This window comes from Bacillus horti (assembly GCF_030813115.1).
GTDB classification, from domain to species: Bacteria; Bacillota; Bacilli; order Caldalkalibacillales; family JCM-10596; genus Bacillus_CH; species Bacillus_CH horti.
In genome coordinates this window covers 1-23319 of sequence record NZ_JAUSTY010000027.1, presented here as the reverse complement: position 1 = coordinate 23319, position 23319 = coordinate 1, and the positions used below count along the sequence as shown (strand labels likewise).

The window sequence follows — 23319 nt, the reverse complement described above, 5'->3', positions numbered from 1 at the left end:
TTACTTACGAAGCAATTCGAGCTCTCTAGCTCGAACTATGGCTTGTCCACGCCGCTTCACTCCGAGCTTGCCATAAATATTGGAGACATGGGTTTTTACCGTTGCTTCGGTAATACCGAGGCTCTCGGCAATTTCTTTATTAGATAGACCCTCTGCTAGAATCTGTAGGATTTCTATTTCTCGATTCGTTAATGGTTCTATGAGCTTCTGGTCACTCGTTTCCGCTAAAAGTTGCGTACTTTCACTCGTTACCCTATCAGAAGAGTGCTGAAGCACTTTAAGATAAATCATCCGATTTATCATTAGTTTAAGGATGTTTACACTTGAATCAGTAAAAACGCATGAGACGTACGTATTTTCTAAATACAAGATATACGGTGACTCATCAGCGGGGAATACAATGGGCATACAGATGATAGAACGAGCCCCCTGCTGCTGAATATAAGGGTCTTTCATTTTATAGTAGCTCTGAGTAGCATCATCAAGCACAGCCGCTTCGCCCGTTCGAAGGACATGATACATTACACTCTCGGAGTACATAGCTGAAGCAGCTTGACCAAGTAAATGATGAGATATCTCAGCGTCAATGTGAAAGCTTTCATTTTGATACCTAAATATGAATCCCCTACTCGCTCCCACTTGGCGAAGTGTAGCTGCCAGAAAGGATTGCAACGGATTACCATCCTCTTCCTTGCTCGACCATTTGATAATTTGGTGCAGTTCATCTCCCGTGCCTAGGGACAGTGGTACTTTATCCAGCCTATTCTGACCTGTCGGCAAGCTATTATATAGCTTCTCATCATTACTTCTATTAAAAGAGCCCCGCTCATATTGGCTCAGCTTAGTGTCTTGGTTATTAAATAGGGGAGTTTGAAGCTGTTTGGCTTTAGCCGTAGCTCCCCAAGACGTATAAGCTGTAGATGCATCCATCGTTGCCACAATTGCACCAGTCTGACTCCCGATCTCTTGGTAATAGATAGCCAGCCTCTCATTAATTATCCCTTCAATAAGCCCATACTTCTCAGCCCTTGCTTCCTTCAGTGCAGAAAGATATTTGCGAAAAGCTCCCGGCTCATCGTCCGTCATTTTGCTCCATTCTGCTTGGAGGAGAAGATGTGCTGCGGTATTGGCGGCAAGGAATCCTTTTCTTTTTCCCATTAATCGAAGTTGTTTATGAATCTTCTTTCGGATCCTTTTCTGCTCATCCAACGAGATATCAGGATACATAGCCGCCAAAGTTAAGGCTTCAAATAGGCGTTGTTTACGGATCCTCACCCAATCAAACTCCAGCTCACTTTCTCTACCTAGATTTGCCCAGTATAGAGCTTCTTGATATCTTCCGGATAAGTAAGCGACTTCTAATCTATAACCACAGCTATAGTTGTCTTCGTTATCCTGCTTTTGCTCTTTGCTTGTCCGAGTAGGAATGGAAACAAAGCTGTCTTGCTCTGTTACATCTTGAAGTGCCGCCCTATACGCATTGGCAACCTGTACCACTCTCAAAGTTGTTTCATCTGCATATTGGCGCGGTTTTCCTTCAAAGTAAGCTAATATATTGGCTAACTCATTTACGTCTCCGGTATGGGTAATCAAATATGTCATGATAGCTAGGTTTGCAAAAATCGCATGACCGCTCTCTACTCCCCAGCGCATCGACTTTTCCAAATGGACAGAAGCCTCCGCTGGATTTTCTAATTGCTTTGATATGCCGATAATAGAGGAAAGCCTATTCTGCACGATTGCATCTGAATGAAATGTCGCTTGCAGATTCTCTAGATTGGTAGCAGGAGACGACTCGAAAAGAGACGGAAGCCCTCTCTCCAATAGCAATTCATACACACCAATAGTACTCGCTAGATAGTTATCTATCCCTTTTTTTAACCCGCGGCGTATAAAACGAGCATACAGGACAATTAACGATTCTTTATTCTGTACTAGTAGGGAAAAAAGAAGGGCATGAATGATCCCAGATAGCGCTATGTGATCTTCATCCTCATTAGGAAGAATCCTATAGACACTATCACGGAAGCGCTTCAAGGCTAGCTGTGTTTGGAAAACTTCCTTGATCAAGGTTACTTTAGATACTCTTTTTGGCAATGTCCAACCAAGCTCGGCCAAAGCCTCACTACCAAATTGGACCGCTTTATCGTCCTCATCAAAGGTGTGGATTTGTATCAGATCGATATATAGACTTACTCTATCTGCGCGATTTAGCTTTCTATCCTGCCTTTTCACCTCTAGCAATAGTTTTTTTGCTGAGTCGATGTCTCTGCACATATACTTACATTGGGCTAATCCACGCATCAGGTTATAAACAACCGAGCCAGACTCAATCTCTTGATCTGAGACAATATCTAAACCCACCTCATAATACTCCCTTGCTTGAGAAAAGTTGGCAATAGAAAGGGCTTTAGAGCCTGCCTGAAAATTATACTCGGCAAGCTCCTGCCTCTCTTCCCGTGTCATCTTTTCCATCCCCAGATTCAACTGATTAACCACTTCAAAAAGCATTTCACTGACCCTCTTCGGGTAACTCTGCAACAGCTGCTTTCCAATCTGTAGATGCCATTCTGTGTTTCTCTCAGCATACCTCGCATACATTAGCTGCTGTACCTGATCATGCAGAAACAGATAGAGACTTTCCTCTTTGTCTCCCGCTTCTGTATCATCCTCTCGTCCAATCAAGCCTTCTAATTCAGCGGCATGCAGTAGTCTAAGCACATCATTAGTTGTGTAACCACTTACCTGGGCTAATAGCGAAAGTCGAAAACTTGGCCCAATAGTCGCTGCAATCGCTAGAAGTAGCATTGTTTCTTCCGAAAGCCGGTCAAAGCTAGCCTTGATGAGAAGCTGACTTCCCTCTGTGTCGCTGAATTGTCGAAGGATCTCTTCATCCCAGCTCCATCGATGCTTCTCATCATCGAAGCTCAGCTTACTCTCACGTCTCCAGCTTTCCAATAGATGCCGCAGAGTCCCTGGATTCCCTCCAGTTTGATGATAAACGGATCGAGCAAACAGGCGAATCCTTGCTGTATCTTCATGCATTAAATCAGATATATACTGTCTCACATCTTCGTACACCAAGGCATAGAGATTAACCTGCTCCACTGACCGAGTTTCTAGTGTAGAGGACCAAGGGGTTTCTGGCAGTTGCTCATTATCCTCCTTATTGTTACCATTGTCCAAACCATGGCTTCGTTCTGTGCGATATGCACCAATGATCATCAATCCAGGTACTTCTTCCTCATGAAGTAAGGTGCGGAGAACTGAAAACATGTCTGTGTCAGCCCATTGTAAGTTATCAAGAAATATGACCAGTGGCGCCTTGCTTTCAGAAAGACAACGAATTAAACTAGGCAACAATTCTCCAAAACGAACCTGAGATTCAGTGTTAAGTGGGGGCTGTTCTTTTGGTACGTTGTCCAGCAGTAATTTAGCTTCTGGCAAGAAATCCATAATGATCTTTTTCTCTTGCTCGGAGAAGGTGTTGAATCTTTTTCGCACCAGTTCTAGGTATAATAGAGAATCACTATAAATTTGCTCCATCCATTGCCGTAATGCCTGTAAAATAGGCTCAAAGGACATACTCTTTCGCTCAGCAGAGCACGCCCCATCTACAAACCTTCCGCCTCTACCGGCAACGAATGGCTGAAAGCTCCGAATAAGGGTAGTCTTGCCGATTCCAGAATTACCAGTAACCCAACGTAATACAGCAGATCCAGCTGCTGCCTGTTCAAATCCAGTTTTCAGCTGATCCATTTCTGTACTACGTCCATACAAGGTTTCTGGTATTCGGAACGTACTCATTTTGTCAGAGAACCCGATCTCAAAAGGTAGAATTGTCCTGTTCTGCTTCAGCATTTTATCACATTGCTTCAGATCACAAAGCAAACCGTAGGAACTCTGATAACGATCCTCAGGTGACTTCGATAGCAATTTTAAAATAATAGATTGAAGTGGTCCCTTCCATTCAGGATTGATCCCACACAAGGGCTGCGGTGACGCAGAAATATGTACGAACGCCCAGTCTTCCTCATCCTTCGGTGCAAACGGCATTTCTCCGCTCAGCATTTCATAGAATAGGACGCCAAGTGTATAAAGATCGCTACGCCTGTCCGGTATACGGTTGATGCGACCCGTATGCTCAGGAGATTGATAGGTAGCATCCGATTCAACGCTCGCCATTAGCTTCGCCTGTTTGGCATTCGGATGGATGCTAATATTTGAAGGACTTAATCCACCACTAAACGCAGTTTGTTGATGCATACGGTGCACCATCTCCGTTAAAGTAATGGACAGTTGTATAAAAGTCGTTAGCTCCATAGGTGAGCCTTTCAACCAATCTTTCAGCTTTTTTTCGTCTGTACTTATCATATAGCTATTCCTCTGATCATCTTAATGATGTTTTTTTAGCTAGTCTTACTTTCTTCATTATTATAACATGACCTCAATCCTACGGTTGTTCACGAGGAATTGCTTGTTGAATTAGGAATTATTCTTGGGCTATAAAATAGCATCTGACTTTAAGTGGGGCCTAAACGTTAGCTTAAAAGATCTGTAGCTTCTATGGTTTAAATCACTAGGATACTATTTCTTTTCTTGCCATTGAGCATACTCTTTGTAAACTATCTTACCTATCTCTTGATACCCTACTGAATTTGGATGAACTAAATCTTGAGACCAAACGGTTGGTTCCTGAGAAAGGGGATGATTCCAAAAGTCAATGAGCAAGAGATCATGACGTTCTCCTATTGAACGAATGATTTCATTTGCTTCAAGAAGTTGTTCTTTCATTATCTTTTTCTTTTCACTGGGTAAAGGGAGCCTTAAAGTGAAGTCAGGAAGAGTACTAGTCATGATTGCGACATCTGGTCGTTGTTGTGTTAATTGCTGCACCATAAACTCCATATCAACTTGGTATTGCTCAGGGTTCCACCCATCTTTTAAAACATCATTTCCTCCAGCAATCAGACTTACTATATCTGGATTATGACTAAGCGTCTCTTCTAATTGTGTAGATCGGATTTGATGAGATAGCAATCCTCTCTTTGCAAGATTTGTTACTTTTAGAGCAGGCTGGTGGAATTCTGCAAAATGAGCTACCCAGCTTTTTAATTGAACATCTTTCACTTCATCGCCTATTCCTTCTGTTAGGCTATCACCCATTGCAACCAAATGTTTCTGCATGCTATACCCTCCTTGTAATGTTCTTCCTTGCTGTTCTTACTTATTTAAAACGAAAATAACCCGCCCAGGTTAGCAGCCAGGTGACGGGTTACGCTTCAGATCATTTTTCCTTGGAGGTAATCCCACCCAAGTGTTGTGCTAGGGACGGCATGGCTCGCCGTCCTTATTTCTAGTTTAATAATAACATGCCGAAATTATACTTGCAATCGGCTTAGTCTTAATTGTATACACTCTACTTGTCCTCCTTAACCTCTGCAATTATTTACTTCTGTGTTTATGTTTGTTCTTTTCCCAATTCGACAAATTTACTAATTACAAGCAACTTGCGCCAAATATGGTTGACTCAATGAGGGAATATTTGTATCCTGAAATTAAAAGGTTAAAATTTCAAAATATAGTGAAAAATAAAGCTTTTGATGCTATACTTAAGGGGGAAATTAACATGCTTCGAGAGCGTATCGTCCAAACTCTTGAAAAGCAGAACAACATAGATCAACGTAAGCTATCTCGTATTGCTGGATTAAGTGAATCTTCCATCTCTAGGTTTCTACACGGATTTGAGGAGGCTAACTTCGAGGCTGTTTTTAAAATGGTGAAATATCTATACCCAGCAGAAGAGCTAGAGATCATGACAGAGTATATGATTACTCAAAAATCCAGAAATTTACGCTTCTCCTTAGAATACTGCTCCTTGAATCATCTACAAGCACCTTTTGACATCATCCTAGAAGAATTATCCCAATCTGAAAACCGCACAGATAAAGAATGGGCTAGTATGTACCGTTTGCTTCATCCTAGCTTTTCATCTACAGCTGATCCTCTTGAGAGACTTCATCAAGTAGAAATGTTTAAACCCAAAGAGCTAGAGATGCAGATTCTTAAGTCTATTGTTAAAGGTCATCTTTACTATGATTTGAGGGAATATCAGGCACTGGTTCTACATACTTTAGACGTAGAAGCAAAGATAAGAAAAGTTAAAAGTAGTTTTATTAAAGATACTTTTAGGGTTCGTCTTGGATTATTGATGAGTGTGGTTCATCTTTATTCAAATAATCTTGAAAAAGCAAGGGAATTTAGTTTTTCAGTTCTTAACCAGAACTATTTTGAAAAGGTAAAGGGGAGAGCCTATAATCAATTAGGCTATTCGTACATGTTGGATGATTACGACCAATCAATCATGTATTTAAAAGAAGCTCTAACTTTTTTTACTGTTCAGAAGAACATTAGGGAAATAGAAGACATTAAGATTAATCTAACTTTCCTTAAATTATTCTGGAAATTAGATCAACCCATTAGTAACTGCACAGACTATATTAATGATTACAACAGATATGAACTAAACAACATTTATTATCTAATTCGTTTAGGTGATTCATTACGAGCGAAGCAGCTACTAGATGACGTTGATTTAACAGGACGAAGTCATTGGGAACTTGCCTTCTATTGGTATTATAAAGGGCTTTTAACAAATGATGTGGACTGTTACTATCGTTCTGTATCCTACTTTATTAAACTAGATGATTACTTTCATCAAAGGCTCCCCTTAGCTGAACTTCAAAAGCTTGGTGAAAATGAAATAGCATTAAAACTTTTATCAAGAAAGGGAGATTATATTGACAAAGATTATAAGGCTAATTATAGCTAGCAAGCTGGCCCTATTCCTTTTTTTGTCTAGCAGTTTACTAGCTCTTGCTGGTCCATCTGGAGGACCTGGTGTTTCCTCTACATCAGTGCCATCTAAACCAAGTTGCGAGATTACTTATCTAAATGAAAAACCTACTTTACAATGCTATGATACTGAGTAATAAATTTACTCTTCAAACGAATATGCCATTATAGGTATGTAGTGCATTCAAGTTATAGAATAAACTAAGCCCTAACTGGGCTTTTTATTTTGATTTAGACTGAACGTTAAATTAAGGGGGAAAGAATATGCTTCGAGCGCGTACCATTCAGACTCTTGAAAAGCAGAATAACATTGATCAACGCAAGCTATCACATATCTCTGGTTTAAGTGAATCATCTATGTCAAGGTTTCTCCACGGATATGAGGGCTAATTTTGAAGCTGCCTTAAAACTAGTGAAATTCCTATACCCGAACGAAGAGATTGAAATCATGAGTGACTTTATGGTTACTCAGAAATCAAGAAACTTGCGCTACTCCTTAGAGTACTGCTCCATGAACCATCTTCATGAACTGTTTAATATTATCCTAGAAGAATTATCACAATCAGCAAACCCTACAGACAAAGAGTGGGCTAACATGTATCGTTTGCTTCATCCCAACTACTCATCGACAGTAGAACCTTTTGAAAGACTTAATGAAGTAGAAATGTTTAAACCCAAAGAGTAAGAAATGCAGATTCTTAAGTCTATTGTTAAGGGGTATCTTTATTACGAGTTACGGGAATACCACTCTCTAGCTTTACATATACGTGATTTAGAAAAAAAGATTAAAAAAATCAAAAGCAGCTTTATTAGAACAGCCTTTAAAATTCGCTTAAGATTAATGATATGTGTTATCTATCTCTATCAAAATAAACCTGATAAAGCAAGAGAGTACAGTCATTTGGTAATTAAAGAAAATACCTTCTTCGAACTTTCAATAGGTAGAGCTTATTATCAATTAGCTTACTCATATATGTTGGACGACTATCACATGTCTAGCTACTTCTTTAAGAAAGCCTATATCTACTTTTCTAAACAGAAGAATGATAAATCTCTTGAGGAGCATAAAATAAATACGACATTTACTAAACTATACTGGGAGTCTATCTGGGAAAAACAAGAACCTCCAAATCCACATAACTTAGATGAGTACAATACATATACTTCAAATTATATCTTCTATCACATTAAAATAGGGAAACCTTTAGTCGCTGAGGAGAGACTTAATCAAATTAACCTTGAGAAGCTAAGCGGTTGGAACTTAGCTTTCTATTGGTATTATAAAGGACTTGTATCTAACAATACTGATTTCCACTATCGATCGGTAGACTGCTTTATTCAACTTGATAATTATTTTCATCGTCGTCTCCCTTTAGATGAACTTCGCAAACTTGGTGAAAGTGAAGCTGCTTTAAATGTTTTATCCAAAAGAGGAGATACCGTTGAAAAGTATCACAAAGAGAGCCTTGGTAAATAGTTTTTGTTTTATTATGTTTAGTACCTTTTCTACTACTTATGCTCTAACCGACCATGGAGTAAAACCTACTTTAATGCAATGTTTTTATCAAAAAAGGCTCCCGAAGGAGCCTTAAACCTTATATATCAAGGTTTCGTGAGCGTATGACTACATCATGCCGCCCATTCCACCCATACCGCCCATGCCGCCCATATCAGGCATGCCGCCGCCAGCGTTTTCCTCTGGCTTATCAGCGATAACAGCTTCAGTTGTTAAGAACATAGCGGATACGGAAGCAGCGTTTTGAAGAGCAGAACGTGTAACTTTAGCAGGGTCTACAATACCTGCGTCCATCATGTTTACCCACTCACCCGTTGCTGCGTTGAAGCCGATTCCGATATCTTCCTTCTTCAAGCGCTCAACGATAACAGATCCTTCAAGACCAGCGTTTTGTGCGATTTGGCGAACTGGCTCTTCTAAAGCACGAAGAACGATATTCACACCTGTTTGCACATCACCATCAGCCTCTACTTTTTGTACAGCAGAGATCACGTTAACAAGAGCTGTACCTCCACCAGATACCATTCCTTCTTCTACACCAGCGCGAGAAGTGTTTAGGGCATCTTCAATGCGAAGCTTTTTCTCTTTAAGCTCAGTTTCTGTAGCAGCACCAACCTTGATTACAGCTACTCCACCAGCTAATTTAGCTAAACGCTCTTGTAGCTTTTCTTTATCAAACTCAGACGTTGTGTCTTCGATTTGAGCACGGATTTGGTTTACACGAGCAGCAATTTGCTCAGAGTTTCCAGCACCTTCAACAATTGTTGTGTTTTCTTTCGTTACCACAACCTTGCTAGCTGTACCTAATTGACCGATGTTTGCAGATTTAAGATCTAATCCTAGCTCTTCAGTGATCACTTCACCGCCAGTTAGGATAGAGATATCCTCTAGCATTGCTTTACGACGGTCACCAAAGCCAGGAGCTTTAACCGCTACTGCGTTGAATGTTCCGCGTAATTTGTTTACTACTAATGTAGCTAACGCTTCGCCTTCTACATCCTCAGCAATGATTAAAAGTGGCTTACCTTGTTGAACAACTTGCTCAAGAACAGGTAGTACCTCTTGGATGTTCGTGATCTTTTTATCTGTGATTAAGATATATGGATTGTCTAGGACAGCTTCCATTTTATCTGTGTTTGTTACCATGTATGGAGAAGAGTATCCACGGTCAAACTGCATTCCTTCAACCACTTCAAGCTCTGTTAAGAATCCTTTGGACTCTTCGATTGTAATAACTCCGTCATTTCCTACTTTCTCCATAGCTTCAGCGATTAATTGTCCTACTTCTTCATCAGCAGAAGAAATAGACGCTAGCTGAGCGATAGAGTCTTTACCTTGAACAGGCTTAGAAATGTTTTGGATTTCTTCCACAGCAGCACGAACTGCTTTTTCAATTCCTTTTTTAAGTGCCATTGGGTTAGCACCAGCTGTTACGTTCTTTAAGCCTTCACGAATAATCGCTTGAGCAAGAACTGTAGCTGTTGTCGTACCGTCACCGGCAACATCGTTTGTTTTGCTTGCTACTTCTGCAACTAGCTTAGCTCCCATATTTTCGAAAGCGTCTTCTAGTTCAATTTCCTTAGCAATTGTTACCCCATCATTTGTGATCAATGGAGATCCAAATTTCTTTTCTAATACAACATTACGGCCCTTTGGTCCTAATGTTACTTTTACAGCGTCTGCTAAAGCGTCCACACCACGAAGCATAGAGCGACGTGCGGATTCACTAAATTTAATATCTTTAGCCATTGTCATTCGCCTCCTTTAAATTCTATGTAGGGCTATCCCCTAGCATGTATATCGTTTAAGCATATAACGTAAGGTACAATCTAACTATTCAATTATCGCTAGGATGTCACTTTCTCTTAATACTAGAAGCTCTTTGCTGCCAACCTTTACTTCTGTGCCAGCGTACTTAGAGAAGATAATTTTATCTCCTTCTTTCACTTCTAAAGCAACACGCTCTCCATTTTCAAAGCGTCCGCTACCTACAGCAACAACTTTACCCTCTTGCGGCTTTTCCTTCGCTGAATCTGGAAGTACAATCCCGCTAGCTGTTGTTTCTTCTTTTTCAATTGCTTCAATGACAACACGATCGCCTAATGGCTTTAACATAGTCATACACCCTCCTTATATGGTTTTTTCAATCAATTTTAATTTTGAGGATTTATTAGCACTCTCTTAAGTTGAGTGCTAACATCTATTATGATAATCAGTTGTGAATCAATTTGCAAGTATTTTACCGACTTTTTTTAGAAAAACTTTGCCCATTCGCTAAGTTCAAATGACAAAACGCTCTATCTTGCTCAAAAATTATGCTTCTACAAAAAAATTCACCTTGCTCGAAAGGGAGTAGGTGATTTATTTTTCATTTTCTATTGATCATATGCCTGCTCTTTGTTTTTCAGAACTCTGCGATAGGCTACGCTAGAGAACCAAATGCTAATCTCATATAGAAGAATTAGCGGTAAAGTAACAAGCAAGTGGGAAAGTAGCTCTGGTGGTGTAATGACAGCTGCCAGAACAAAAAGAGCAAAGTAAGCAAATTTTCTAATTTTCCGTAGAAATATTGGTGTAATAATCCCTAAGCTAGTTAAAAACAAGATAATCAAAGGCATTTGAAAGATGAATCCGAAGGGAATCACTAAAGCAAATAAAAAGCCAAAATATTGAGCCATTCCATATAATTCATTTGCCCCGAGTTGTGTCGCAATACCGGTCATAAAGCTTAGGACAAAGGGAAATAACAGAAAGTACCCAAAGGATAATCCCATTAAAAAGAGTACAGCTCCACCTGGAATATAGCTTAGAGTCAGCTTTCTCTCTTGACTTGTTAAACCTGGGCGGACAAATGCCCAAATATGATACAGCACAAACGGTAAGGTTATAATCAATGCTACCGCTATAGCAAATTGTAGATAAACCTTAAAAGCATCCGTCGGTGAAAAAACAGCTAATTCTAGCTGGTCCGCTACCTGTGCCTTCAAAAAAGAAACGGCTTCCTCTGCGAAGAAAAAACCGATTAGCATGGAGACAACGAAAACGATCAACACATAGATTAGACGTTTTCTTAGCTCTCCTATATGATCCCACATGGTCATTTGCGTTTGTTTTGCCATGCATAATCCTTCCTTACGACTAAATTTTCATTATCACGTTGTATCTATAGCCTCTGTGTACCTTGTAAAAACTGAGCTATGAATAGACGGCATTCGATCTATTATCAGCCTTGTTTAGTTTCATTCGGTTGATCATTATCTGAGTCAACTTTTTTTGTGTCGTCATCCGCTAAGCCGTTTGTTGCATTCTTGAACTCGCGAAGTGTTTTACCAAACGCTTTTCCTAGCTCAGGAAGCTTGCTTGGTCCGAAAATTAATAACGCTGCTAAAATAATTAAGACTAGACTGACTGGTCCAATTGGTCCCATAGTTATTCACCTCCGGTAGGGCTGACCCCTTCTTCATTAGGATAATGCTTCAAAAAGTATAATAAGGATTGTAGCTCAACAGATAAATCAATGTGATGAACTCGAATATCCTCTGGAACATCTAATCTAGCTGGCGTAAAATTCAAAATCCCTTGAATACCTGCTTCAATCAGCTGATCTGTTGTCTTCTGAGCCACTGGAGCGGGAACCGTTAGAATAGCGATTTCGTAATCATTTAGACTCCCTTTTGTTATATCATCTATAGCGTAAACTTGCACATCGCTTATAGTCTGCCCAATTTTGTCCGGGTTCACATCATAAGCTCGGTCAATCTTGATATTATTATTCTTCTGAAAGTTATAGTTTAACAGAGCCGTTCCTAAATTTCCAACTCCAATTAAGGCCACCTTTGCTTCATGATCCTGACTTAAAATCTGCCTAAAAAATTGAAGAAGGTAACTCACATTGTATCCGTAGCCCTTTTTCCCTAGTGCACCAAAGCAAGAAAAATCTCTACGAATAGTTGCTGCATCAACTTTTACAGCTTCACTAAGCTCAGTCGAAGATACTCTCTGCTTTCCTGTTTTATATAAGTTCTCTAAAAAGCGATAGTATAAAGGCAGCCTCTTCGCCGTTGCTTGGGGAATAGGCTGATGTTTCATTCACTTTCGCCTCCCAAATTTAATACCTCACGTTTCTTTCCGTGTAGAATCAATAAGGCGTTATCTAACTGATCCATCACAGACTCTAAGCAGTATTTCGCTGCCTGAGCAGTTCCTGGCAAGTTAATAATTAACGCGTTCCCTCTTGTTCCACAAAGAGCACGAGTAAGCATTGCGTATCTTGTTAACTCAAGTGCTTTACGTCTCATTTCCTCAGCCATTCCAGGAATGGCACGGTCAATCACTTGACGGGTTGCTTCTGGAGTTACATCCTCGGGACTTACACTAGTCCCACCTATGGTAATGAGCAAATCTGCTTTATGTCGATCAATGAGCTCAATCATGTTTTCCTTTAATGTTTCTATACAATCCGGGAGCACACGATATCCCATCACTTCACAGGACAACTCTCTTTGAATCAGCTCCTGAATAACCGGGCCACTGTCGTCCTCTTTCTCTCCTCTTGAAGCACTGTTACTTGCTGTAATTAAAGCAACCTTCCACATTCCCTTAGGCTCCCCCTTTTGTTGGATTTCTATGGTAGTCTCCACTTTTCCCACCCGTTTTAGACGTTACATAAGTAGGTCCAATGACCATGTCTTTATCTATAGCCTTGCACATGTCATAAATCGTTAGAGCACATACGGACGCTGCCGTTAACGCTTCCATCTCCACACCTGTTTTACCTGTTGTTTTGACCTCTGCTTCAACCTTGATCAGCCCTTCCTGATCGGTAGCCTCTAGATCAAAGCGAATATCTACACCCGTTAACGATAACGGATGGCACATCGGCACGATGTTTGAGGTTTGTTTGGCCGCCATAATCGCAGCAACCTGCGCCACTGCCAACACGTCTCCTTTACCCACCTTACCAGCCTGTACCTGATCGAAGGCAAGCTTCGTCATCTTAACCTGAGTAACGGCCACTGCCGATCTAGATGTCTGTTTTTTTTCTGAGATATCGACCATTTTGGCTCGGCCCTGCTCATTAAAATGTGTAAATGAATCCACCTGATTTCCTCCTTGAAATGGATCTGTCATTATTGTACACGATTTCACAAACGATGTCTTGTCCTCTTTTAAGGACAAATGATAAATTTGTGAATTTTATACGATCTGAATACATTTAGAGGTAGATAATGTGCTAGAGAAACTAGGCTTTCACCATGAATTTACGATAAGCCAAGTTTTTCTTATCATAGTTGAAGCAACTACATACCTAGGTTACACTAAAGGGAGAAATCAGAGGTGAAAACTAGTGATACTATTACAAGCGCATAATATATCTAAATCATTTGGGGTAACCCCCATTTTATCAAATATACAGCTAGAGATTCGCAAGGGAGAACGAGTGGGGCTCGTTGGCGTAAACGGAGCAGGAAAATCTACCCTAATCAAAATTCTAATTGGAGAAATGAGCTTTAATGAAGGTGAGATAATGAAGGCGAAGGACGCGACCATCGGCTATCTCTCTCAAACGAGTGGGCTTGAATCAGAGCTTTCCATTTGGGATGAGATGAAGCGTGTTTTTCGTGAGGTTATTGAACAGGAGAAGGAGCTGCGAGACTTAGAGCAAAAGCTTTCTGATCCACAGGTCATCGAGCAAACCACTGTTTATGAAAAAATTATGGCGGACTATGCCAGAATTAGTGAAGCATTTAAGCTGAATGATGGCTACCAGTACGAGGCTTTAATTCGAAACGTGCTCCATGGCTTTGGTTTTTCGGATAAAAATTATAATGATCCTGTGTCTTCTTTAAGTGGGGGGCAAAAAACTAGGCTAGCGTTAGCTAAGCTTCTTCTTCAGAAGCCAGATGTACTCATTCTGGACGAGCCGACCAACTATTTAGATTTAGAGACAATGGCTTGGCTAGAGCAGCATTTGCAAAGCTATCAGGGCGGTATACTGATTGTCTCCCATGATCGTTATTTTCTAAACGCCTTAGTGAATGTAATCTATGAAATTGAACGGCATAAAGCTACAAAATACCACGGGAATTATGACCACTTTCTCGAACAAAAAGCGGCCAACTATGAGCAGCAAATGAAAATGTTCCGCAAGCAGCAAAAAGAGATTAACCAAATGGAGGACTTTGTCCAGCGAAATTTAGCCCGTGCCTCTACGACGAAAAGAGCCCAAAGCAGGCGGAAGGCATTGGAGAGAATGGAGCGAATGGACCAACCCGATGGAGATTTGAAACGAACCTCCTTCTCCTTCGATATTGATCGTCAAAGCGGCAATGACGTGCTAAAGGTGGAAGAGCTTGCTATCGGTTATGAGGGCTACGCCCCATTATCTCAAAATATATCCTTTCAGGCGTTTCGTGAAGACTCCATTGCCATTGTTGGTCCTAACGGTATAGGAAAGTCTACTTTATTAAAAACGATACTTGGTCAGCAGAAGGCCTTAGCAGGAACGATGCAAAAAGGGACTAACGTTTCCGTTGCTTTTTATGAACAGGAGCAGCAACAGCTTAATCCATCTAAGTCTGTTCTACAAGAAATTTGGGATGATTACCCTCATATGCTTGAACGAGATGTTCGAGGTCTGTTAGGTCAATTCCTATTCACCGGCGAGGATGTTAATAAGATCGTCAGGGAGCTGTCTGGTGGGGAAAAAGCGCGCTTAGCGCTAGCCAGACTTATGCTAATCAAAGCAAATCTTCTTGTGTTAGATGAGCCTACCAACCACTTAGATATCTATAGTAAAGAGGTATTAGAGCAGAGTCTTGTCAATTACCCTGGAACGATCCTGTTTGTTTCCCATGATCGATATTTCCTAAATCGAATCGCTACCAAAGTTTTAGAGCTGAATCCGACAGGTGTGAAGCTGTACTTAGGAGATTATAACTACTATGTAGAGAAGAAAAAAGAACTGAAGGAAATTGAGCTGGCGGCCGCTGCCTCTCAGCCTTCTTCTTTCGCAAGCTCCTCTAAGGACGGCTCTACCGATTCGTCCAAGGGGCAAAGTGATAAGGAAGCCTACGAGGAAGCGAAAGAACGAAAGAAGCTTGAAAGACAGCTTACTCGTAAGCTTGAGCAGGCTGAGGTAGAAATAGAAGCGTTGGAAAAGCAGATTCAGCAGCATGAGGAACAGCTCTGTGACCCTGAGGTCTATCAGGATCATGAGCGAGTCATGGCTATTCAAGATGAATTAGATGAAGCGAAGCAAAAGCTTGAAAAAACCTATGCAGATTGGGAAGAGCTTGAGGCCGCATTGAATCAGGATTAAGACAGAAAGAACGAGATAAGAGCATAAACAAGCATATACAGGACTCTCGTTTCATCAGTGAACGAGAGTCCTATTCCTCTTTTGCTCTGGTTCTTGTCATGTGCTAGCTCTAGTTCTTGATACACTTCTCACTTCGTTTCTTGCTTTGATTTATAGCACTTTTTACTTCGTTCCTGCTTCATTACTCTTTTTGCTGCATGCCTTCTAGCTTTTCATTCAGCTTTAAATAAATCAAAGGAAAGGTCACATAGAGCATCGTCGTAGCGGCAGCCACAATTCCAGAATCATTAATCAGCAAAAGTAAGATAGCTCCCAAAATAATAGCTCGAAAGCCATTCAGCCATATTTCCTGCTCTCCTTTATCTTCTTCTGTTTTCCTATCTCTAAAGAAAAAGAACAGCATGACAAATAAACTCGTTACAAAAACCTTGCCCCATAGTGAAACTTTGATAAGCTTCATATTCATGCTCCATTTGCGGTTAATCATCTCAAAGAGTATTCCCCACTCTCCTTGTAGCAAAGCTTGGAGCAAAGTGTTAACATGAGTATGCTCCCCTTGTAAATGCATGAAAATAAATAAGACAAACCCACCAAGAAAGCAGCTCCCAATGATCATGATTTGCTTTAGTTTGACTCTATATTGAAAAAGGAGAAGCTGTGCGACGGGGAAGGTAATAAGAAAAGCTAAGGTTGCCCCAGCATTCGTACCAAAAGAAGGCGCTCCAACTAGAAACAACAGAATGAGATAACCCACGCTTGTCAGGATGAGGTATATCCACTTTTTCTCTAACCTTCTTTCCAACCTTTTAGACAATCCAGCATATAAGGATGTTACTCCCATAATAGAGGCTCCTAACAAGATTCCAGCGTATTCATTTCCAATACCGTAGAATCGCGCTCCAATTATAGCATCATAGCCTAAGAATGATCGCTTCATCCATTCACTTCCCTGTACGATATCCCAGCCTAAAGCAGTCGCATTCAACAAGCAAATAGCAGCCATACATATAGAGGGAGATAGTAATCTGTATAAGATGAAGCTTGTGCATAAAGCGCTAGCAAATAGAATACTGATCCACAAATGTTCATTCATATATTGAATGAGTGGCGTAAACCACAGGAAAAACAGAGGAGATAGTAAAATTGCTCCTACCACCCATTGTAATACTTTTGCTCCATGAGCATAACGATAGAACCACCAGTACGCTGTTGAAGCAAGAAGAGTTAATATGACAGTCGTTAAAAAGGTGGTAATAACCGACCTTCTTTTATCATAGATAGTGAACATATAAGATAGATCAGATTTCCAATCGTTTATATATATCTTCTCACTATGTAGTTCTTCACCCGCATCAAAGGGTTGACTTAACTTTCCTGATTCCTGAAGCTTTTCTAATGATTGAACTAATGAATCCGATGACCGTTTGGCGCTTATCGATTCTATCGGCTGCCCAACCATCCCTAAAGGTTTTTGTACATTAAACTTAGCTAAAATAGTTGGTGCCATATCTAGGTTTGTCACAATCCCGGTCTGTTTCGTGGTTATTGATGTTAATAAACCTGAGGGCTGCTCTTGCTCCCAAAAAAGAATGGGCGCCAATAAACGCCCTCCCTCTTGTGCTTCTGCAGAAACCCATGGAGAGACCAGCATAATAGATGGCTGGATAGCCTCTTTGTTCAGTAGGGCTTGTAGCCACTGTCCCAGTTCAAAGCACCATTGCTGCATCACTTCTTGAAAATGATTTTTTTCCATTTCCTTAAACATTGAATTCATTCTTTCTATGTCTCCAAGCTCTACAACGGTAAATGTTGAGGAGTGCTCCTGCCATACTCTATCAATGGCTTCCTGAAGCTTTCCCCAATCCGAGCGATATCCTGTGGGAAATGACGGGGTGAATTGCAGAATTTCTTTTGAAACTAGCCCCTGTGCTTGCCCTTCTTTATTCATCACTAGCATAGGAGCCCGCCTTTTTTTCGTTTCCCCAATATCACTGTTTCCGAAAGCTACCGTGTAAACTCCTTGCTCTTGGAGGAGCTCTCCAAGCCATTCAGGCTGTTGTCGGTAATTCTGCTCCTCTTCCCATTCATTTTGCCACTTATAAAGCAAGGGATGGACAATTGGCCCCATAGGATTCCTTCCACTCCGTTGTGTGTAGCTTTGACCTGCCGTTAATCCATCCTCTAACTGCTCATTAATATGAAATGCATTCCACCCCCCTACAAGCCTTTCATACTGTCCCGTCGATAAGGTCACTAACGTATGCTGATTGTTTAAACCACTAGCTGTTCGTAGGGTCATGGCTCCTAGCTGACCATGTTCTAATATTTTATCTGGAAGCCAAGGAGTTAATAAATCCATATTCTCCATGGATAAACCAGGGAGAAGAATAAGTAAGAGGTGATTGTCTTTACTGCTAGAGTGTATCTGGCTCCGCTCAAAGCTTTCCTGTTGGACTAGTTCTATATTTATCGGCGATTCACTTAAAGCAAGGCTATAAGGAGAGAATAGAACCATCACAACTAAAAGAACTAGATTAGCAAGAGTTACCTTCCAAAGCTTGCATGATCTATATAATCTTTTGAATGGTTGACTCATCCGCTCTTCCCCTTCCTTCCACCGTATTATAGGGCAATCTATGCTTTCATATATTATTATTTGATTATTTTACACATGGCGCTACAAGAATTACTAACATGATTACTCACAGCTTAGTGTACCTTGGGAAAAGAGTATTCATACTCTCTCAGTTCTTATCCACAAAAATAACAACCTGAGGATGTATTATCCACAGGTTGTTAACAAAGTGTGTATAAGTATGTGTATAGAACTAAAAACTGCTACAAATCAAGTCCCGGATAAGCATTAAGACCCATTTGATCACGCGTTCCTTTTTCCCATTCAATATATCCTGCTGCTGCAATCATTGCTGCATTGTCGGTACATAGTGACATAGGAGGGATTATCAAAGGATAGCCCTGTTGTTGACAGGTTGTGGATAACTGACTACGTAATCCTTGGTTTGCTGCTACTCCACCCGCTAGTAGGATTTGTTTGACCCCATACTGTTGAGCAGCCTTCATTGTTTTGGTCACTAGCACGTCTACCACACTTTCTTGAAAGCTAGCAGCAACTTCTTCCTTTATTATCTGCTCCCCACGCTGACGAGTATTGTGCAGATGATTAAGCACCGCTGACTTCAATCCACTAAAGCTGAAGTCATAAGAATCGGGCTCTAGCCAGGAGCGAGGAAAAGGGATTGTCGCTTTCCCCTGCTGAGCTAGTTTATCAATATGTGGACCTCCTGGGTAGGGAAGCTCTAAAGCCCGGGCTACCTTGTCGTAAGCTTCTCCGGCTGCATCATCCCTAGTCTCACCTAATGTTTCATAGCTCCCATGCTCCTTCATCAGGATAATTTCAGTATGCCCTCCTGACACGACTAAAGCTAGACATGGAAACTCTAGCTCTTCAACTAGCCGATTTGCATAAATATGACCAGCTATATGATGAACACCGATAAGTGGAATACCGTGGGCAAAGGAAAGTGCCTTTGCCGCAGCAACACCTATCAGAAGAGCACCAACTAATCCCGGTCCTTTCGTAACAGCAATTGCATCCACCTGTTCAATTGTACGATTCGCCTGCTGTAATGCCTCCTCTATCACGATGGTCATCTGTTCCACATGGGCTCTTGAAGCAACTTCAGGGACAACGCCCCCAAAGCGTTTGTGGACGTCCATTTGTGTAGCTACAATATTGGATAATATCGTTTTTCCATCCTCAACAACAGCAACTGCTGTTTCATCACAGCTCGTTTCAATCCCTAAAATACATATGGAAGGTTTGATTTTTTGTTGAGAAGATTGATCGGATTGATTTATTTGTTGAATCTCTTCTGGATTCGTTTGCTGTTTCACTTCTTGATAAGATTTTTGTCTCATGATAAATTCACCCACATTATGTAAGCATCCTCTTTATTGTCTGAATAATACTGCTTGCGGACGCCTTGGATTTCAAAGCCGAAGCTCTGATAAAGTCTTTGTGCTGCATGATTGGATACTCTAACCTCAAGCGTCATCCGAACGGCACTTAAGTGTTTAGATATCTCAATGATTTCTTGCATTAATTGCTTCCCAATTTTCTTCCCTTGATAATCGGGATGGACAGCTACATTAGTAATATGCGCTTCATCGACAATGAGCCACACTCCACAATAACCCACAATACGTTCTTCATCCACGGCAACGATATATTTAGCAAAATGATTATTGAGCAGTTCATTATAAAAGGCATCCTCACTCCACGGGACAGTAAACGCAGCGTTCTCAACCTCCATCACATGGGGAATATCATGGACCGTCATGAAGCGAAAATAGGGCTTATTCATCGATTGTTTTTCTGCCATGTTGCTTCCGCCTCGGCTAGCTGCAGATATTCTGGAGAAAAGGAATGGATATCCTCGGCCTTTTCCAAGCTTTCCTTCCATTGTGTAAAGGCGATATGAGCCAGCTGGCTGGCTCGTGGAGGATGCTCAACCTCTGCTGCGAAAATAGCTCTATCCTTTAAGGCTGCCTCGAGCTGTTCTCTATACACACGAACACCTTCCCCAATAAATAAAATCTGCCCCTCTGTAGAGCTTAGTTCATGGCATAAGTCCTCTATCCCTACTAGGCGATCCTCCCCTTGAACAATGAAACCATCTGCTAAAGCTTTGCTTTGATATTTTCCGCAATAAACCCTTTCTCTTCGTGCATCAACAAGAGGGACGATAAGACCTGGAAAACTAGCTCTATTCTGAGCTATAATTTGTAGACTGGATACGCCAAGAAGAGGAATTTTTAAGCTCCAGGCCAGCGTTTTTGCTGTAGTCACTCCAATTCGTACACCTGTGTAAGAGCCTGGACCTTGAGCAACAGCTATACCATCTAACTCTTTGGGCTGTATCTGCACCTGTTCACATAGCCACTCCACAGTAGGCATAAGTCGAATAGAGTGATTTTTACTTACTTGTGTATTGACTTCACCTAATAATTTTCCCTCTTCCATAATCGCTACTCCAAGAGGCCAGTTTGCTGTATCTATCGCTAATAGCTTCATTTTTTCATCACCTTGGTTAATAATTGTTCGTACAAAGATCCCTTCGCATGGAACTGAACCTCTCTTTGGTTATCACTTATTTTGAGTATATTGATCTCAAGCCTCTGCTGTGGAAGCTGAGCTTCGATCTGCTGCGGCCATTCAATAACGGCTACTCCGTCCCCGTAGAAATATTCATCAAAACCAAGCTCTTCGAACTCATCCTCTATACGATAAACGTCCATATGGTAAAGGGCTAAGCTTTCTCCATGGTACTCTTTAATTAAAGTAAAGGTGGGGCTATTTACTTGTTTCTTGATCCCTAATCCTACGGCTAAGCCCTGAGTAAATCTTGTTTTACCCGCTCCTAAATCTCCTGTTAGTGTAATAACCTCCCCGCCTTTTAACTCTTGGGCAAGCTGTTCAGCTAATCTTGCAGTATCCTCTGGAGATTCACTTATATATTTAAATTGGGGATTGTCCATATCTTTCATCCTTTAATTCTTTGATTTATTTGTTTCGTTGAAATGATTATAGCCTTTTTCGACGATTCTCGATCGCTGATTCTTCTCCGTTATCCAAACTTCTCCATGTCCTTCCTCTACATGTCCAATAATAGTAATGCCGAGGTTATCTTGATGGAAGGTAGTTATAATATCTTCTTCAAGCTCCTTTGGAAACGTACCTACAAGCTTATAATCCTCTCCGCCATGCAACGCATACTTAAGAGAGTCTGTTTGTCGATCTTCTGCCCATGCCATAAGCTCATTACTTAACGGGATTCGTTCCTTGTTCAGCACTATATTCACCTTACTACTTGACGCAATTTCAGAGCATTCACTTGCAAGGCCATCACTAATATCGTTAAGGGCAATGGAACCACGCTGGGCTAATGAGGCAAGAAGTTGACCCTGTTTAACATGAGGTTCAGGGAGCTGATGGGCTCGAATGAGTTGTTCCTTATTTTTATAAACTTTATCAACTATCTTATTATTTTTATTTTTCTCTGCTGTACCATACTCAATACGCTGATTAGCCTGCAAAAGGATATCTAGTCCCGCTGCTGCGTCTCCTAAAGATCCAGTTACAAAAACAACATCCCCTGCTTTTGCGTTCGAACGAAGAAGAGTTGTATTTTTATTAACTTGACCAATTGCCGTGATACTCAATACTAATTTATCTTTTGTTGAGGTCGTGTCTCCACCGAGTAAATCTACTTTATATTGGTCCGCTAGCTTCTTCATTCCCTGGTACATTTCCTTAAGCTCGGTAGGTGACCAGCTTGGCGGGATGGCTAATGCAACTAAAAATGAGTGAGGTTTTCCTCCCATAGCCGCAATATCACTCAAATTTGCCGCGAGGGCCTTATAGCCTATATGAAACGGGCTCATGGTTACTCGTTTAAAGTGGATATCCTCCACCATCATATCCACGCATAGAATTTGACCCTGACCGCTCTCTGGTAAATAAATAGCTGCATCGTCCCCATTAGGAACTGGATGCTGGTGGTAATTGACAAAATCATGGGTTAGCTGATGAATCAGCTCGAACTCGTCTAGCCTTGGCTGCTCTTTTTCTTGTTCTTTTTCTGTTTGCTGAGCGTTACGTTTCTCCATGACTTCCTCCTACACATCACTTCTGTTGCTATTTTTTGCTTTTCTAGCTTTTAACTCATTATAGCCTTGCTATGTTCACCATTCAACTCCAGAGCTTTCATTCAAGGATTTGGTTCTTTGTGAATATCGTAATATAAGGTACAATGGAAGTAAGTAATAGGATTAAGCTGGCTAGATGATGTTTTACTAGAAAGGAGTAGTGAATACTATGCATATTGAAGTGAAAGCTACTGCATTAGAACAGCTACGTCAATATACAATAGATGGTGGTAAGGGAATTCGTGTCGATGCGGCTATGTCAGGTGGATGTAGCTCTACGGTGGATATTCATTTGGTTGTAGATGATGCTAGAAAAAATGACACGTTGATTCAGGTAGAAGAACTAACCTTTTTTATAGATCGCTTTACACAGCGCTATGTCGATGAGGAGCTTTTTTTAGATTATAACTCCTCTGGTTTTACTCTATACAGTTCTGATGAGATTTTTGCTAGTGGAATGAGTCTTTATGTAGATGGGGTTCCTAATCAATCTGCTTTTTGTTAAAAAATAAAGCGAGTCCTTTTGGACTCGCTACATTTATGCCATTTTGGGTGATGGGAATATTCAAAAAGACATTAAAAAACGAGCCCTTCGGACTCGGGATAATTCGGAATTTTTGACGTGCATCCTACTTAGCTTATTCTTCGATGTCTTCACGGATGATCGACCACTGTGGGTTCTCTTCCCGTATGTAAGTAATGGAGCGGGTGATGGGAATATTCAAAAAGACATTAAAAAACGAGCCCTTCGGACTCGTGGATAATTCGGAATTTTTGACGTGCATCCTACTTAGCTTATTCTCCGATGTCTTCACGGATGATCGACCACTGTGGGTTCTCTTCCCGTATGTAAGTAATGGAGCGGGTGATGGGAATATTCAAAAAGACATTAAAAAAC

20 protein-coding genes and 1 pseudogene are annotated in these 23319 nt (G+C 40.9%); 6 read left to right on the top strand and 15 right to left on the bottom strand.

The window, feature by feature from the left end; translation table 11 throughout:
* Window positions 1-4374 (bottom strand): AAA family ATPase, encoded by a 4374-nt coding sequence (locus tag J2S11_RS20890; protein WP_307397937.1) that lies wholly within the window; start codon window positions 4372-4374, stop codon window positions 1-3.
* A 213-nt stretch (window positions 4375-4587) separates the two neighbouring features.
* Window positions 4588-5187, bottom strand: coding sequence for an SGNH/GDSL hydrolase family protein (locus J2S11_RS20885; RefSeq protein WP_307397935.1), 600 nt, complete (start codon window positions 5185-5187; stop codon window positions 4588-4590).
* A 442-nt stretch (window positions 5188-5629) separates the two neighbouring features.
* On the opposite strand from J2S11_RS20885, the gene J2S11_RS20880 reads away from it, so the two are divergent.
* The 3 genes and pseudogenes from J2S11_RS20880 to J2S11_RS20865 all read left to right on the top strand — a co-directional run bounded on the left by J2S11_RS20880 (window position 5630) and on the right by J2S11_RS20865 (window position 8332).
* A complete protein-coding gene (locus J2S11_RS20880; RefSeq protein WP_307397933.1) occupies window positions 5630-6832 on the top strand; it encodes an AimR family lysis-lysogeny pheromone receptor in 1203 nt (400 codons plus the stop codon).
* Between the two features lie 287 nt (window positions 6833-7119).
* Window positions 7120-7245 (top strand): hypothetical protein, encoded by a 126-nt coding sequence (locus J2S11_RS20875; RefSeq protein ID WP_307397931.1) that lies wholly within the window; start codon window positions 7120-7122, stop codon window positions 7243-7245.
* Window positions 7235-8332: pseudogene (locus tag J2S11_RS20865) on the top strand (AimR family lysis-lysogeny pheromone receptor). Before J2S11_RS20875 ends, J2S11_RS20865 begins: the two are co-directional and overlap by 11 nt.
* Before the next feature lie 147 nt (window positions 8333-8479).
* On the opposite strand, the gene groL reads toward J2S11_RS20865, so the two are convergent.
* The 7 genes from groL to moaC form a co-directional block, all read right to left on the bottom strand.
* Entirely contained in the window at window positions 8480-10120 is a 1641-nt protein-coding gene (gene groL / locus J2S11_RS20860; RefSeq protein ID WP_307397927.1) for a chaperonin GroEL, read from the bottom strand.
* Window positions 10121-10204: 84 nt separating this feature from the next.
* Window positions 10205-10486: a co-chaperone GroES gene (gene groES / locus J2S11_RS20855; protein WP_307397925.1), complete on the bottom strand. Its 282-nt coding sequence runs from the start codon at window positions 10484-10486 to the stop codon at window positions 10205-10207.
* 260 nt (window positions 10487-10746) lie between these two features.
* Window positions 10747-11490, bottom strand: a complete 744-nt coding sequence (gene tatC / locus J2S11_RS20850; protein ID WP_307397923.1) for a twin-arginine translocase subunit TatC — start codon at window positions 11488-11490, stop codon at window positions 10747-10749.
* A gap of 104 nt (window positions 11491-11594) precedes the next feature.
* A complete protein-coding gene (locus J2S11_RS20845; RefSeq protein ID WP_307397921.1) occupies window positions 11595-11798 on the bottom strand; it encodes a twin-arginine translocase TatA/TatE family subunit in 204 nt (67 codons plus the stop codon).
* Between the two features lie 2 nt (window positions 11799-11800).
* Window positions 11801-12460 (bottom strand): redox-sensing transcriptional repressor Rex, encoded by a 660-nt coding sequence (locus J2S11_RS20840; protein ID WP_307397919.1) that lies wholly within the window; start codon window positions 12458-12460, stop codon window positions 11801-11803.
* Complete coding sequence (locus J2S11_RS20835; protein ID WP_307397917.1) at window positions 12457-12966, bottom strand: MogA/MoaB family molybdenum cofactor biosynthesis protein; 510 nt, start codon at window positions 12964-12966, stop codon at window positions 12457-12459. Before J2S11_RS20835 ends, J2S11_RS20840 begins: the two co-directional genes overlap by 4 nt.
* Before the next feature lie 4 nt (window positions 12967-12970).
* Window positions 12971-13471, bottom strand: a complete 501-nt coding sequence (moaC, locus tag J2S11_RS20830) for a cyclic pyranopterin monophosphate synthase MoaC (RefSeq protein WP_307397916.1) — start codon at window positions 13469-13471, stop codon at window positions 12971-12973.
* Between the two features lie 247 nt (window positions 13472-13718).
* On the opposite strand from moaC, the gene J2S11_RS20825 reads away from it, so the two are divergent.
* Window positions 13719-15692 carry an ABC-F family ATP-binding cassette domain-containing protein gene (locus J2S11_RS20825; protein WP_307397914.1) on the top strand — a complete coding sequence of 658 codons (1974 nt, stop codon included), beginning with the start codon at window positions 13719-13721 and terminating at the stop codon, window positions 15690-15692.
* Between the two features lie 181 nt (window positions 15693-15873).
* Here the strand turns inward: J2S11_RS20825 and J2S11_RS20820 are convergent, their stop codons facing one another.
* From J2S11_RS20820 to thiL, 6 genes are all read right to left on the bottom strand, one after another.
* Window positions 15874-18288 (bottom strand): hypothetical protein, encoded by a 2415-nt coding sequence (locus J2S11_RS20820; protein WP_307397912.1) that lies wholly within the window; start codon window positions 18286-18288, stop codon window positions 15874-15876.
* 242 nt (window positions 18289-18530) lie between these two features.
* On the bottom strand, window positions 18531-19631 hold the full coding sequence (gene tsaD / locus J2S11_RS20815) for a tRNA (adenosine(37)-N6)-threonylcarbamoyltransferase complex transferase subunit TsaD (RefSeq protein ID WP_307397911.1): 1101 nt from the start codon (window positions 19629-19631) through the stop codon (window positions 18531-18533).
* Window positions 19628-20095, bottom strand: coding sequence for a ribosomal protein S18-alanine N-acetyltransferase (gene rimI, locus J2S11_RS20810; protein ID WP_307397909.1), 468 nt, complete (start codon window positions 20093-20095; stop codon window positions 19628-19630). Before rimI ends, tsaD begins: the two co-directional genes overlap by 4 nt.
* Window positions 20074-20787 (bottom strand): tRNA (adenosine(37)-N6)-threonylcarbamoyltransferase complex dimerization subunit type 1 TsaB, encoded by a 714-nt coding sequence (gene tsaB, locus J2S11_RS20805; protein WP_307397908.1) that lies wholly within the window; start codon window positions 20785-20787, stop codon window positions 20074-20076. Before tsaB ends, rimI begins: the two co-directional genes overlap by 22 nt.
* Complete coding sequence (tsaE, locus tag J2S11_RS20800) at window positions 20784-21251, bottom strand: tRNA (adenosine(37)-N6)-threonylcarbamoyltransferase complex ATPase subunit type 1 TsaE (RefSeq protein ID WP_370875584.1); 468 nt, start codon at window positions 21249-21251, stop codon at window positions 20784-20786. Before tsaE ends, tsaB begins: the two co-directional genes overlap by 4 nt.
* 12 nt (window positions 21252-21263) lie before the next feature.
* Window positions 21264-22382, bottom strand: coding sequence for a thiamine-phosphate kinase (gene thiL / locus J2S11_RS20795; protein WP_307397904.1), 1119 nt, complete (start codon window positions 22380-22382; stop codon window positions 21264-21266).
* Window positions 22383-22590: 208 nt separating this feature from the next.
* Here thiL and J2S11_RS20790 point away from each other — a divergent pair, with 208 nt between their 5' ends.
* Complete coding sequence (locus tag J2S11_RS20790) at window positions 22591-22926, top strand: iron-sulfur cluster biosynthesis family protein (RefSeq protein ID WP_307397903.1); 336 nt, start codon at window positions 22591-22593, stop codon at window positions 22924-22926.
* 206 nt (window positions 22927-23132) lie between these two features.
* Window positions 23133-23319: hypothetical protein (locus J2S11_RS20785; RefSeq protein ID WP_307397901.1), on the top strand; the 187-nt coding region annotated here is incomplete at its 3' end.

Excerpts from the sequence above, each read along its gene's own strand:
- J2S11_RS20875 (WP_307397931.1), top strand. The coding sequence starts at position 7,120 with ATGCTTCGAGCGCGTACCATTCAGACTCTTGAAAAGCAGAATAACATT.
- J2S11_RS20835 (WP_307397917.1), bottom strand. The coding sequence starts at position 12,966 with ATGTGGAAGGTTGCTTTAATTACAGCAAGTAACAGTGCTTCAAGAGGA.
- J2S11_RS20820 (WP_307397912.1), bottom strand. The coding sequence starts at position 18,288 with ATGAGTCAACCATTCAAAAGATTATATAGATCATGCAAGCTTTGGAAG.
- tatC (WP_307397923.1), bottom strand. The coding sequence starts at position 11,490 with ATGGCAAAACAAACGCAAATGACCATGTGGGATCATATAGGAGAGCTA.
- tsaE (WP_370875584.1), bottom strand. The coding sequence starts at position 21,251 with ATGGACAATCCCCAATTTAAATATATAAGTGAATCTCCAGAGGATACT.
- rimI (WP_307397909.1), bottom strand. The coding sequence starts at position 20,095 with ATGGCAGAAAAACAATCGATGAATAAGCCCTATTTTCGCTTCATGACG.
- tsaB (WP_307397908.1), bottom strand. The coding sequence starts at position 20,787 with ATGAAGCTATTAGCGATAGATACAGCAAACTGGCCTCTTGGAGTAGCG.
- J2S11_RS20880 (WP_307397933.1), top strand. The coding sequence starts at position 5,630 with ATGCTTCGAGAGCGTATCGTCCAAACTCTTGAAAAGCAGAACAACATA.
- J2S11_RS20845 (WP_307397921.1), bottom strand. The coding sequence starts at position 11,798 with ATGGGACCAATTGGACCAGTCAGTCTAGTCTTAATTATTTTAGCAGCG.
- tsaD (WP_307397911.1), bottom strand. The coding sequence starts at position 19,631 with ATGAGACAAAAATCTTATCAAGAAGTGAAACAGCAAACGAATCCAGAA.
- J2S11_RS20790 (WP_307397903.1), top strand. The coding sequence starts at position 22,591 with ATGCATATTGAAGTGAAAGCTACTGCATTAGAACAGCTACGTCAATAT.
- J2S11_RS20890 (WP_307397937.1), bottom strand. The coding sequence starts at position 4,374 with ATGATAAGTACAGACGAAAAAAAGCTGAAAGATTGGTTGAAAGGCTCA.
- groL (WP_307397927.1), bottom strand. The coding sequence starts at position 10,120 with ATGGCTAAAGATATTAAATTTAGTGAATCCGCACGTCGCTCTATGCTT.
- J2S11_RS20885 (WP_307397935.1), bottom strand. The coding sequence starts at position 5,187 with ATGCAGAAACATTTGGTTGCAATGGGTGATAGCCTAACAGAAGGAATA.
- J2S11_RS20840 (WP_307397919.1), bottom strand. The coding sequence starts at position 12,460 with ATGAAACATCAGCCTATTCCCCAAGCAACGGCGAAGAGGCTGCCTTTA.
- thiL (WP_307397904.1), bottom strand. The coding sequence starts at position 22,382 with ATGGAGAAACGTAACGCTCAGCAAACAGAAAAAGAACAAGAAAAAGAG.
- groES (WP_307397925.1), bottom strand. The coding sequence starts at position 10,486 with ATGTTAAAGCCATTAGGCGATCGTGTTGTCATTGAAGCAATTGAAAAA.